Genomic DNA, 12,331 nt, shown 5'->3' on the forward strand with positions numbered 1-12,331 from the left:
GGCGGCAACATCACGTGTAATAACTGCCATTCTTCTTGGACTTTATCTCTTATATCTTATTTTAAGGCCACTATACCACTCTTTTTGATAGAGAGGGGTTTGCTGTTTAGATGGGAGGAATATTATGGTTATATTTTATGGAACACTGTTTCTTATATTCGGCACTGCAATATTCATATTCTTAATGGCTGATTCACCAAAAATTAAGGCTAAAAATCTATCATTCATAATGGTTGGTTTAGGGGTAAATCTATTTACAAGTCCAATGGCTTTTTTTATAGGTGGAATGGCAACAGATCCGCCAGACAGTACTATACTAGATTTTTGGAAAGGATTTTTCTTCATTCAGGCAATACCGCTTCTCATACTACTTGTGGCTTTTTGGAGGTTTATCCGTAAGAGTAAAGAAAAAGTCCACATGTAGAAATATAAAATGACTTCCGAGAACGAATTTTACGTCAACTAGCTTCTTTTGTAGAGGCTAGTTTTTTTGCTTAGCGTGGTTTTTTTCCGAAATGCTGGCGGTACTCCCATATATACTACAACAAATAAGATATAAAAAAGAGAGATTCAGATGGAAGTATTAAGAGGTTCTATCTAATCTCTCTTTATTTTTGTTTATAGTATTATTTATTACGAGATTGTTTTTTCATGTTTTTAATAATAGACGGGTCTAAAACTTCTCCATTAACAACATTTACGTATTCGACTTTCTTACTTGAATGCTTAGAATCCTTCCTCATAAAACGAAAGCATCTCCACAGAATAGTAGCATTTATTTGTATGACAATTGCAAAGATAAACATGCATAATGCAAACAATAAAGAATGCATTAAATCACCTCAGAAAATTAATTTTTCGTAATTTATGATGTAAATATCAATACCATAATGTTTGAACTTGTTACATTCTTCTTTGATAAAGTGTAAACATTTTTCCTTCCCGAAATGTCCAGTTCCACTCCCTATTAAGGGCAACGCTATTGATTTATAACCCTCTTTAACAAGCAGACGTAAAGCATTCGATACGGATTGTCTTATTGAAAATTCTGTCGCTCGCCATAAGGCATTAATGCCCGCAACATGAATCAACGGCTTACAAGTTAAATGGCCGGAGGATGTTTTTACTGCTTCACCTAATTTTAAAAGACCGTAATTTTCCAATTCTTGAAACGGAATTTTTCCTACGGTGTTTCTAATTGCTTTAGAAACACCGGATTCTCTTAACAAAAATGATGGTAAAAAATTTCTATTCCAAGCATTGACTATAACATCAACTTCTTCCGCAAAATCAGTTATATTCCCATTTTTGATATAGAGATTCATTTAGCATATATCCTTTCTAAAAAGTACTGTTTTTCAATGACTTTACGTTGTTCTTTACTTGAATTACCTTCTCTTCTGCTTTTCCTATACGCCCAATAATCACAATGTTTTTATGTTTATCAATTAAATTATCAATAGGAAAATATATTTTCGTATACTCACTCATTATGTAAGCTCCCTTCTTTTTCAATTCTTCTTAACCGATATTCAATCCATATCACTGAATAATGGATCTTTCATATAATTCAATTGACTTTGTTTTGCAGGAACAGGTTCTTGTTTAACAGCAACATTTGGAACAATTGGTTTTGAAGCAGGTTGCTGTTGGTTTTCAACTGTGTTGATTTCCTTAATAACAGAACCAAAGAAAGCAGCTTCCTTTTCATGAAGAACACTTTCCTTTCTTCTCCGTAACTTCTTCAACAGATATATCAGGTATAGTTTCCTCGATGTGTTCCATTTCAATTGGCATGGTAATGAATTCATTTACATGCAGCAGTTCCTGGTTAAGCTTTGCTTCTATATCAGATATATCTTCTAGTTCCTCTTCGTATATAATCGGTTCCATTTCTAAAGATTCGATAGATTGTGGGGGATTTACATCATTCGTTACTTCGACCTCTTCTTGTACAGTTGGTATATCTGGTATATCCGCTACATCTGCTGTAACAGGTTTGCTAACTCTATCTTCTAGATTTATAACATTTGATAAATCCGCTGCTCCTGTTACACCTTCTATATCTCCTATATCAGTTAATTCCTTAATATTAGCTATATCTGCTACATCCGTTGTATTTGCTATATCTGCGGTGTTTTCAATCGTATTATCTTGTTCACCCTGCTGCCGATGTTTTACTTCATCAACTGCTTTTAAAATATCACTCGGATCATCTTCTTCTGTTGGAAGAGAAGACACATTAGAACCATGTATTAATTTCCGACGATCATTTAGCCATATATTAATTTTTTCCTCTTCGGCTTGAACCGTAGCTTTTATAAACTCTTCTTTCGGTACAAAGTTAGATGTAATTTGTTGTACAGGCTGAACAGTATTGTCTTGTACGACACGAACTGCACAAACGAACGCTCCTTAATTCATAATGTCTGCTGGTGACATAATAACATCTTTCGTTTTTTGATAAGATGCCCCCATACGACTAACAGGACTATCCTGCATAGGCGATACATTCTGTTCAGAGTCGCTTTGAGTAAATACTTCTTTTTCACCGAATAACTCTGAAAATATCTTTGCATCGTATGGTGTAACATCACCAAATACCATTTTGTTACGGAAGCTGCCTAAAAGAGTTAACATGTAATGTTCCGTAAAATCTAGTGCTAATTGGGATAACGTTTGAGATGCAATTGTTAAGATTAACTTATATTTACGGGACTGTGCAGGAAACTCTTTAAACGGGCGTACGACATAATCCGGAAACTCATCCACGATTAAATGGTGGTAAGGTGATTTATTTGGCGGTCTACGGAAAACAGCATTCTGCATACTTAACAAAACAAATTTCCCTAATACGTTAGCAAGCTCTGCTAGATTCCTTTTATCTGAGTTTACTAGAAGGACTCCCCCTGCTTCTAAATGAACATCAAAATCAAAATCAGACTTACCAAATAGAACACGACGAATCAAAATATTACTTGCTAGGTCATTTAAGATATTTCGTAAACCTTTTACATAATCGGATTCTGCGTCATAGTGCATAGGCTGTCCACGATACTTACCACTCGTATAACAGAGTTCTCCCCCTTTGTTATCCTTATACGGACGAATTGTATTGGTAAACCATTCGTCAACACCTTTTATGATTAAGTATTGGTTATATTCATCACGCGTGTACTCGTTGTTTTGAATAAAGTTCTCGTGTTTTTCTACTTCTTTTTTCAGTTCTTTGTGCATTTGATGGACAAGTTCAACATCATTGTACATGTTGATTAAATCATCAAATGTAACATCTTTCTCAGGGTCATGCAGCTTCAAAATATAGATGAATTGTTTCAAATGATTACGCTGTGCTTGTTCAAAAAAGGCGTTGTTACTTTCAGATAAACCGGCGATAACCATTGTGAAAACCTCGGCAACTTTATCTACTGGTCCTCTTAGGATATTGATACACTTTGTATTCGGATTTGATGGGTCAATATAGAAAATGGCTTCTTCAGGTATGTTATGAGCCTTACATAACTGATATACCTTTTGGCAAAGGTCATTACTTGGCTCAATAACGGTTATGCCCGATAGAAATGTACCTTTCACATCTTCACTATTATAATCCTTACGTTTCCTCGCATCTTCGTATTTATTTATATAGCGACTCATCCAATGGAGGTCTTGGTTAATCATAGGGATAATTAAACTAGATGTTTTACCAGAACCAATCGGTCCGATGATGACCTTATTTAAGGTGCGATCTTTACCTTTGATTTTCACCATCTCACCATGTTCTTTATGTGGCCCAAGTGTTACATCAGGATATACTTCCTCTTCCTGTTTATCGAACAGTTTTTCTAATTTCTTATTTTTGTACTCATAGGATTGAAGCCAATTAAAGAATTCCTCTCAGTAGCGTATCAAGTGATTTGAAAACCATGCTGTAAATAAAATAACAAGCAGTAACGGGAGCAGACAAAATTGATACGATTCTCAGTGGTTCCCCCTCCTATAACCATTGTTTATGAGGAACATGGGAGCCTAAAAAACACATACTAAAGCATTGTATATTTTTTCGTATATACTTCATTTCAGATTAGTCGAAAACACTCAGAAAAGTACGAAGGAATGTTATAGGTAAATATACCCGATATATCGAAAATGATAGTAAGGAGGGATAACGGTTATGACGAATACACCAGATATATCTTATACAGTTTCACAAGCAGCGGATATATTGCATATGAAGTTGCCTACTTTTAAAAAATACTATAACTTGATCGAGCGAAACTCTGATTATAAGTTCCGAAGAAGCGAACAAGGTCTTGTAATGTTTGAAAAAGAGGACATTGAAATGTTATTTCGATTAAAGGAACTAAGGAAGCAACCTAAAGTTACACTAGAAATGGCATGTGAAATTCTAGTTGATGAATATGAATTAAGAGAAAATGGAGGTTTATCAACCTTTTCAAATGGTCCAAGTTACCAATCTAATGTTGAAATCATGCACCTCATACAAGAACAAGGTAAAACATTACAACAACAAGGGTTACTTTTAGCGGAGTTAACGAAACAACTACAAGAAACACAAAAACAAACTCCCCTTCTTGTAGAAGAAGCAGTAAAAAATAAGCAAAAAGAAATGGAAACATCAAGGGATGAACAATTAATGACAGTTCTTAGAGAGATACAGTTAGTTAAAAAAGAAATTGCAGCAAGTAAAATGAACCGAGGAATATGGAATAACATGAAACGCTTACTTGGATTAGGACGGAAGTAGCTCATTATTTGATTTGGAAAGAGAATTTATTGTATGAAAATCAAGTAATGAAGCGCCAACCTCCTAATCTTATTTTTTGACTCTTTTTATGGACTCTATTATTACACTCTATAAATTATTGTTGATATATTTATTTTCAATATATTTATATTATTTCCTTGTTGTATAAGATTTTAATAAACGTATCCATATATAGACTCTATAAAATGACTCTTTAAAATTATAGTGCTAATTAACTCCCCTATTTGTAACATGTACAGTTGAATGATTCCCATTTATTTGTAATCGGAAGTTGACTTTGCTATCATTCGTTAATAATAAGAATATACTATTTGTTAAATTTGTATATAGATTCCCTTCATAGACTCTATAATAAGACATGACGTTGAATACGTTGATATACATAGACTTATTAGATTTTTATTTGATAATAAATTAAAAAATATTTTTCCTATAGAGTCTTGTATTAGAGTCTATAAAGAGATATTATATAAATAAGCACTAAGATTTATATTCACGAAAGGAGCAGATTTGTTGGATAGCTCACTAAATGAAAAATACAATTCATCTAAACTTACTGACGAACTTACAAATATGTTCTACGAAATCATTAGGCATGACGAAGTGTTAAATCACGTATTTCTTTTTATTGCTAAGACATTGATTACAAAAGAAAAAACAGGAGATGTATCTACTGGAGTTATCATCAATGACATTACTGAAAACGTTGTGTTAACAAGGCAAGTACGTGTGAAAAAAGGCCGTACTCACGCCTACGAGAAAGCTCAAGCCAACATACATAGAAAAACTGCTGAAAAATATGTGGATATCTTACTCGCAATGTCTTTGATTTATTATAAAGATTTAAAACCATATAAATTTTTACATCTAACTGTACGCGGTAAGCAAGTATTTAAAAATTTCATTTTAGAAAATCAATCAGAAAAGGAGAATAATTAAAAATGGCTAAAGAATTATTGAATTACAAACCAGCTTTAAACTTAACAGTTGTTGGATTCGGACAAGCAGGTAACCGTATTGCTGATCGATTTGCTGCTATCAAACAAAATGGTAAAACAATTTATAATTGCCTAGCTTTAAACAGTAATAATGGTGACTTATTAGAGTTAAAGAACATTCCAGAAGAAAATAAACTATCTCTTGGGCTTGGTGGTCTAGGGAAAAACCCTGAAAAAGCTATAAATATCCTAGAAGAAAATCCGAAGGTAAAAGAAGAATTAAAAAGTTTCATTGCAGATCAAGTAAGACCTTCCGATGATCTTGTTTTATTTGTTGCTGGACTTGGCGGTGGAACTGGTACCTCAACAATTGTAAAAGCTATCGAGGAATTTTATGAATTCCACATCAAGCCAACAATCATGACTGAACTAAAGGCATTATTAAACGCTGCACCAAAAGAGCATTTAAAAGATAAAGCTCAAATTGCAAAATATCAAGTAGTTGCAATGCAAAAAGCACGTGAAAAGCACCCTAAAATCGGTATTGTTGTAACACTTCCAGTACGTTCAGACGGTCCAGATGTATTAAGACAGGTAAACGCATTCGCTCAAAGGATTTGGGAATTCGCGAATAAAGATAAAAACGGTATAGCTTTCATTAAGTTCCTAGACAATCAATATTTAGCAGATGAATTTAAATCATTAAATGAAGCAACAAAGGCTGAACTTGGGGTAAATAACGCTCGTGACTATGCTAATAAAAAATTCGTTGATCTTTTCCATGAAGTAAACATAGCTCCAAGTGTAGGTGGAACTTCTGTTATCTTAGATAAAGAAGACTTTAAACGAGTTTTATTAGAGCACAAGGGTTGCTTAGTACTTAATAAAACAGCTAAACCAACGAATGAAGTGACAAATAACAAAGTTATAACAGATATGTTTAATGAATCTATTCAAGGTAGCGCGTTACATGAATCTATTCAACTTGTTCGCGAAGAAGATGGCAAAAAGGTTGTTTCAAAAGTTCATCATGTTGGACTTTTAGCGGTTCTAGATCCAAATCAAAATTTGGGTAGTTCATTTATTGATGATGCGAAGGATAAAGTTGTAGAAACGCTTCCTATCAACGGTACTGTCTTTTCAGGGTATCTTGAATTAAAGAATGATTATGAATCTAGCGTGTATACCTTCTACAAAACAGAAGGCTTACCTGCTAGACTAGCAAAAGGTTTAGTTGAGGAATACAAAGAGTTCCAAGATAAACAAAACGAACTAATTTATGAGGAATCTGCAATCGCTACAATAGCAGCTACTACCGACATAGATTTAGATATTGAATTAGATATGGATTTACTTGAAGGCATGGATTTAGAATTAGGTACAGAAGAAAAAACAGAAAATACATCAGATCCAAGTGTAGAGGATATTTTAGCGGGTATCACTCTAGATGATATTGAGAAGATTTAATTTTATAAAAATATACTGGTTATATTTCTAATAAAAACGAGATATAGCTGGTATATCTTTCTTAATACTGTAACGGAAATATAAATGAACCGTTATAGCGGCCACACTAGCAGAACGGTTTAAATAAAAAAAGAGATAGAACTTGTACAATAATTCTCAAGAATTAAAGTACTTTCTATCCCTTTTTTTTGTTAAATCAATATTTTTAATCTTTCTTCAAAACGCTTATTTACATAATCATTGATAAAAGACTGCTTTGCTGCAACGTCTTCAATCTGTTTTTTAAATAAAAAGCCCACTTGTTGAAACCTTTCTTGCTCCGGCTTCTTTAACCATTCATTCAATGCTTCTTGCTCTAATTCCACTCGTATTTTCTGTAACAGCAATACATCTTCAATCCGTTGACTTCTTTGTTGTTCTTCAGTTACTTCGGTTTGTTGTGGTATTGACGCTGCAATTTCAGTTTTCGCTAATTCAAATTGTTTCTTTATTTGTTCTTCAATCATTTTCTGTTGTTCTTCCGCTGGCTGCGGTAAGGATTGCAACATTTCTAATTGCAATACCTTTACTTGTTCCTCTATCTTAGCTGAAACCGTATCTTGTATATACTTATCTAAATTTGCTAATTGAGCAGTAAACGGCTCTAAATTTTCTTCTATATACGCCGATACTTCTGCTTTGATTTTCCTCGTAAGGTCGTCTAAATCCATAATTTCGGATGATTTCTGACTCAAATCTTGAGGTTCTGGAAAGTCCCTGCATGGATATCGTGCTGGCAATTGGTCAAAAATTGCATCTAATGACCATTTTTCCTCTCGTTTTTGCTTTATAAATAGACCAATTTTTAAGTCTAACGTGTCATATACCTTTTCACCGTTTGGTAATCGATTGATATAGTGTACTTCACTGCTTTCTAACTGCTTAAACCAGTTATCAACCGTATTTATATGTTTACTAATTTTCTTAGCAAATTCAGATATTCTCCAAACTGTGTCGTCTTTCTGAACGCTTGTGTTTGCTTCCGTTTGTTTTAATTCGGATTCTAGTTGACTCATTTCATTCACACATCCTTCCTTATGACAAGGAATACCTAATCACATATCCGGCTATATCGGATATATTCCTTCATATATCAATATTGTTTGTTGAGCAACATGTGGTCTACAAATAACCAGAACATTATCATATCAACGTTTCCACAACGGTTTATATGCTATCATTATAGCAAACTTCCGTACATTTTACCGCTTGTTTCGGAGGAAATGAATATAAAAATGTGATCTACATGTGTTTAGTAATCAACTTGTGGTGTACAAAATGTCTACATGTTACAACATGTGGTAGACAACATGTTTATCATTTGTGGATCATTAATCACATGTAGGTTACAAAAACGAATGCTTGTGGTGGTTATGTGGAATGCCTTTAAAGCCTTTGAAATAAGGGGTTTGGTTACATGTGGACACACTAAATGAGATTTGATAAATAAAAAAAGCCATTCGTGAGAAGAGGATCTCGCAAATGGTGCATTTGTATTTGTATATCAAATATGTTGAATATTATTTTTAGAAAAAGTTAACAAAAATGTAAAATGTCTGCTACTATGTAAACTAATTAAATATAAAGGAAATCTAAAAGGTTTTAACTACCATTATCGTGTAGCGTCAACTACCTATGACAGTTCACCGTAGGGTACTTTTTTATTTGAAGATGTAATAATTTTCCTTTTTGTGAAGAAATGGAGAGAAGAACCTGTCTAAAAGTACAATACTCAGTTCCCAACAATACCAATACATGCGTGGAATTAGAACTTATCATTCTGATAAACAAAAATTAATAGTCTTGAAATATAAAATGTATGCCAGAATTAAGGATTTCTATGGGAATTGTCGGTTTTTGTTTAAGAAAAAGATACAAGCTGCTCTTCAAGATTTATGCTTTAAGTCCCAAGAGAGGGGAGCATGTTAGTATCAGTCAACTAATTTAGCTCTTAAATATGACGTTGGGGTAAGAACCATACGTAGAAGAATTGCCGAATCGGTTGAAGTTAATCTAATAACGGTAGCGTACGGTCGAAATAACAAGGGGAATAGTCGTAAAAAGATACTGATTGCTTGTAACAAAGTGGCCAATGAATATGGATTTGTTATTACAAAAGATGAACGCGCAAGTATAGGGATCGCTAGAGAATCCTTGCAATCTTTGCGTAGATATATTAGTTATAAACATAACATGTATGAGAGATTCCCGATAGAAAAATGGTATAAAGTGCTATATACAATTGTGCATAAAAAGCAATTGCGCTAGCAAAATCTTATTTAGGAGATTCAGAAAAATAAGAGCAAAATCAAAAGATACAACTGATATATCCAAAAGTTAAAGAAAAGGAGACACATACGAAACCATTGGAAGAGTAGACAAATGAAGGATTGGAACTGAAAAGGTTATTGGATGAGTGAATTATGAATTTGGTCGTAAATTATACAATTGGATTGTGGAATCTTTATTAGTAAAAGAAGCCGGTTGGTTAGTTTCTGATATGCAAGGAAAAGAATTTATTTGGGGTACATTTGGTATTAAGGCTGCAAATGCTAATAGAAACTAAGGGATAAAAATCATTTAATGAAAGAAGAGTTTATCACTGGGGATATTTATCTGAATTTTCTGTTAAATAATTAGAAATATTTTAGTAACGGATGGTGTATGCTTGGAATAGCCGGGGGGAGAAAGGATATGGAGCGATTAGCTTTGCCAGAATGTACTATGGAATGTCTTTTCAAGAAGCGGTTCGTGATGTGAATCAAGGAAATCATCCAACCTTTACACCATCCCAGGAAGAGGAACCAAAACAAAATGAGCCGTTTTGCTATCCTGAACATTTAGAAGTTCAGGATAAACAGGCGGTTAAACAATATTTAATTGGAGAACGAAAAATTGATTCTCGTTTAGTAAATTGGTTGATCCAACAGGATCTCATTGCACAAGATAAAAAGAAGAATGTCGTATTTAAATGGCGAGAAAACGGTGGAACAGGAAACATTGTAGGAGCGGAGCGACAAGGAACAGTCAAAATGGATAATCGGCGAGGCTCTTTTAAACAAATTTTACCGAATGGAAAACCACATACGGGATTTACAGTGGATGTTGGAAAACCAACATCCATTTATTATTTTGAGAGTCCGATTGACCTTCTTTCGTATTGGTCTTTACAACAAAATAGGCTTCAAAACGCACGTCTGGTGAGTATGAATGGTCTTAAAATAAAAACTGTTTTACGTTCGTTTAAAGAAGCAAAAGATGAAGGACTTTCTGTGAATCGAATTGTTCTGGCAGTAGATAATGATAAGGCAGGGAGAGAATTTACAGAGAAAATGGGAGCTTTAACAATTACACCACGGGTACAAATGCATCTTCCGCAAGAAAAAGATTGGAATGATGTTTTGAAAACCTCCATAAAATTAACGGAAATACAACAGGCACATATACAATCGCAAAAACACCAAAAGAAACAAACAGTACCAATACAGAAAAAGGAGATGGAACGAAGTGTTTAACGGATTACCGATACCAGGTGCATTACAACTTTTTTTGTATGGGATGGGTCTTTATATTACCTTTCATATTTTGAAATGGGGTTATAGAAAAATACGTGAAATTCGTATGCTGAAGAGGATGGCAAAGTCAGGGATTCGGTATATTGACAAGATGGATGGATTTCAATTTGAAGTATATTTAAAAGCACTTTTTCGTGAACTTGGATATCGTCCAGAGGTCACAAAACGTTCGTGCGATTATGGTGTGGATGTCGTACTAAAAGGGAAAAATCGTATAGTCATTCAAGCGAAGCGATATGGGATAAAAAATCGAGTTGGAATTAAGGCGGTGCAGGAAGTATATGCAGGAAAAGCATACTACAAAGCAGATGAGGCGTGGATTGTGACCAATAGTTTGTATACAAAGCAAGCTGAAGAATTAGCGAAAGCATGTCAGGTTAAACTCATTGATCGATTTGAACTTCAAAATTTGATTAATAAGGTAAATCCAGAGCAAAAAGCTGAAGATATTTATCGCCAAATCAATCCTGCAGAACGGAAATGTCCGATTTGCAAACATGACTTAGTGGTTAGACAATCTCAGAAAAATGGTAATAGATTTTTTGGATGTTCGCAATTTCCTTCATGTACACACACTGAAGCAATTAATAGTTGAGCTGAAATAATCTAATTTCGGCTCTTTTGTTATTTTTAGGAACTTATTTCTATTTTCCTTTAAAAATTATGTTCTAATCAAAAAATGACTTCTCAAATTCGTTTATTTCGCATTTTAACATAGGAGATAATGCGATAGGTCTCAAATGAAGAAAAATCATTTATAGATGATTTTGAAAGGAATGAAGCTATCATAGGATTCTTATCAAATCATGAACCAAAAATTTTGAATGCTATTTTATTTTTAATGGTATTGGTCATTGTAACGATATGTTTGATTTTTTGATATAATAAAAGGTGACATAGGATATGGGGAGTGCAACATTAAATTATATAAGGAGAGGGTTTTATGAAATCAACAGGTATCGTTCGAAAAGTAGATGAATTAGGTCGTGTAGTTTTACCGAGGGAATTAAGACGTACACTAACAATTGAAGAAAAGACACCTTTAGAAATTTATGTGGATGGGGATAAAATTATCTTAAAAAAATATGAAGCTAATAGTGCTTGTATAATCACAGGAGAGGTATCCAATCAAAATATCTCTTTAGCAGGAGGGAAAATTACTTTAAGTCCCGAAGGTGTAAAATTTTTATCGAGAGAATTAGAAAAATATTTTGTGAAATAATTAGCGCCTCTATAGGGGCTTTTTTTTAATAAAATAATCATAATTTCACATACTGTACCTTTTATATAAAAATTAACCTCACCATATCAAAAAAAGGAGATTGTACGTGGGGGACATCCAGTATTTTTGAAAAAACCCACGCTAAGCAGTTTTTGACATAAAAATAAGTAGTTTTAATAGTGCTAGGAGCATGCAGAATCTTATACAATTTTTGGGCTAATCCAGTAACAAACGGGAACACAAAAAACCATACCAGTACGGCATTGTATAAAACCCTGCATATTTCATACTATCAAAGAAT

The 12,331-nt window shown here is 33.6% G+C and carries 12 protein-coding genes and 2 pseudogenes; 8 read left to right on the forward strand and 6 right to left on the reverse strand.

Features of this window, described 5'->3' with window-relative positions; all coding sequences use genetic code 11:
* Positions 1–124: 124 nt before the first annotated feature.
* Positions 125–424, forward strand: a complete 300-nt coding sequence (locus tag ACFQZ1_RS08735) for a hypothetical protein (protein WP_377881749.1) — start codon at positions 125–127, stop codon at positions 422–424.
* A 418-nt stretch (positions 425–842) separates the two neighbouring features.
* Here ACFQZ1_RS08735 and ACFQZ1_RS08740 read toward each other — a convergent pair whose 3' ends face one another.
* The 5 genes and pseudogenes from ACFQZ1_RS08740 to ACFQZ1_RS08760 form a co-directional block, all read right to left on the reverse strand.
* Positions 843–1,325, reverse strand: coding sequence for a macro domain-containing protein (locus tag ACFQZ1_RS08740; protein ID WP_377881751.1), 483 nt, complete (start codon positions 1,323–1,325; stop codon positions 843–845).
* A gap of 16 nt (positions 1,326–1,341) precedes the next feature.
* Positions 1,342–1,491 (reverse strand): hypothetical protein, encoded by a 150-nt coding sequence (locus ACFQZ1_RS08745; RefSeq protein WP_377881752.1) that lies wholly within the window; start codon positions 1,489–1,491, stop codon positions 1,342–1,344.
* 41 nt (positions 1,492–1,532) lie between these two features.
* Positions 1,533–1,748 carry a hypothetical protein gene (locus tag ACFQZ1_RS08750; RefSeq protein WP_377881753.1) on the reverse strand — a complete coding sequence of 72 codons (216 nt, stop codon included), beginning with the start codon at positions 1,746–1,748 and terminating at the stop codon, positions 1,533–1,535.
* Positions 1,708–2,241: a hypothetical protein gene (locus ACFQZ1_RS08755; protein WP_377881763.1), complete on the reverse strand. Its 534-nt coding sequence runs from the start codon at positions 2,239–2,241 to the stop codon at positions 1,708–1,710. Before ACFQZ1_RS08755 ends, ACFQZ1_RS08750 begins: the two co-directional genes overlap by 41 nt.
* A 2-nt stretch (positions 2,242–2,243) precedes the next feature.
* Positions 2,244–3,771: pseudogene (locus tag ACFQZ1_RS08760) on the reverse strand (type IV secretory system conjugative DNA transfer family protein); the annotation flags it as partial.
* 403 nt (positions 3,772–4,174) lie between these two features.
* Here ACFQZ1_RS08760 and ACFQZ1_RS08765 point away from each other — a divergent pair.
* The 3 genes from ACFQZ1_RS08765 (at position 4,175) to ACFQZ1_RS08775 (ending at position 7,194) form a co-directional block, all read left to right on the forward strand.
* A complete protein-coding gene (locus ACFQZ1_RS08765) occupies positions 4,175–4,768 on the forward strand; it encodes a DUF3967 domain-containing protein (protein ID WP_377881754.1) in 594 nt (197 codons plus the stop codon).
* A gap of 534 nt (positions 4,769–5,302) precedes the next feature.
* Complete coding sequence (locus ACFQZ1_RS08770; protein WP_377881755.1) at positions 5,303–5,728, forward strand: hypothetical protein; 426 nt, start codon at positions 5,303–5,305, stop codon at positions 5,726–5,728.
* A gap of 2 nt (positions 5,729–5,730) precedes the next feature.
* A complete protein-coding gene (locus ACFQZ1_RS08775; protein ID WP_377881757.1) occupies positions 5,731–7,194 on the forward strand; it encodes an FtsZ/tubulin family protein in 1,464 nt (487 codons plus the stop codon).
* 191 nt (positions 7,195–7,385) lie between these two features.
* Here the strand turns inward: ACFQZ1_RS08775 and ACFQZ1_RS08780 are convergent, their stop codons facing one another.
* Positions 7,386–8,249, reverse strand: coding sequence for a hypothetical protein (locus ACFQZ1_RS08780; protein ID WP_377881758.1), 864 nt, complete (start codon positions 8,247–8,249; stop codon positions 7,386–7,388).
* Between the two features lie 1,400 nt (positions 8,250–9,649).
* On the opposite strand from ACFQZ1_RS08780, the gene ACFQZ1_RS08785 reads away from it, so the two are divergent.
* The 4 genes and pseudogenes from ACFQZ1_RS08785 to ACFQZ1_RS08800 all read left to right on the forward strand — a co-directional run bounded on the left by ACFQZ1_RS08785 (position 9,650) and on the right by ACFQZ1_RS08800 (position 12,030).
* Positions 9,650–9,799 carry a hypothetical protein gene (locus ACFQZ1_RS08785; RefSeq protein WP_377881759.1) on the forward strand — a complete coding sequence of 50 codons (150 nt, stop codon included), beginning with the start codon at positions 9,650–9,652 and terminating at the stop codon, positions 9,797–9,799.
* Positions 9,800–9,893: 94 nt separating this feature from the next.
* Positions 9,894–10,748, forward strand: a pseudogene (locus tag ACFQZ1_RS08790) (DUF3991 and toprim domain-containing protein); the annotation flags it as partial.
* A gap of 43 nt (positions 10,749–10,791) precedes the next feature.
* Positions 10,792–11,403 (forward strand): restriction endonuclease, encoded by a 612-nt coding sequence (locus tag ACFQZ1_RS08795; protein WP_377881762.1) that lies wholly within the window; start codon positions 10,792–10,794, stop codon positions 11,401–11,403.
* Positions 11,404–11,751: 348 nt separating this feature from the next.
* Complete coding sequence (locus tag ACFQZ1_RS08800) at positions 11,752–12,030, forward strand: AbrB/MazE/SpoVT family DNA-binding domain-containing protein (protein WP_377881760.1); 279 nt, start codon at positions 11,752–11,754, stop codon at positions 12,028–12,030.
* The last annotated feature ends 301 nt before the right edge of the window (positions 12,031–12,331 follow it).

The sequence above is a fragment of the Bacillus sp. CGMCC 1.60114 genome (assembly GCF_042676365.1).
In the GTDB taxonomy this organism is placed as follows: Bacteria; Bacillota; Bacilli; order Bacillales; family Bacillaceae_G; genus Bacillus_A; species Bacillus_A rhizoplanae_A.

Coding starts and splice junctions, on each gene's coding strand:
- ACFQZ1_RS08765 (WP_377881754.1), top strand. CDS start 4,175: ATGACGAATACACCAGATATATCTTATACAGTTTCACAAGCAGCGGAT.
- ACFQZ1_RS08780 (WP_377881758.1), bottom strand. CDS start 8,249: ATGAGTCAACTAGAATCCGAATTAAAACAAACGGAAGCAAACACAAGC.
- ACFQZ1_RS08740 (WP_377881751.1), bottom strand. CDS start 1,325: ATGAATCTCTATATCAAAAATGGGAATATAACTGATTTTGCGGAAGAA.
- ACFQZ1_RS08775 (WP_377881757.1), top strand. CDS start 5,731: ATGGCTAAAGAATTATTGAATTACAAACCAGCTTTAAACTTAACAGTT.
- ACFQZ1_RS08745 (WP_377881752.1), bottom strand. CDS start 1,491: ATGAGTGAGTATACGAAAATATATTTTCCTATTGATAATTTAATTGAT.
- ACFQZ1_RS08795 (WP_377881762.1), top strand. CDS start 10,792: ATGGGTCTTTATATTACCTTTCATATTTTGAAATGGGGTTATAGAAAA.
- ACFQZ1_RS08735 (WP_377881749.1), top strand. CDS start 125: ATGGTTATATTTTATGGAACACTGTTTCTTATATTCGGCACTGCAATA.
- ACFQZ1_RS08800 (WP_377881760.1), top strand. CDS start 11,752: ATGAAATCAACAGGTATCGTTCGAAAAGTAGATGAATTAGGTCGTGTA.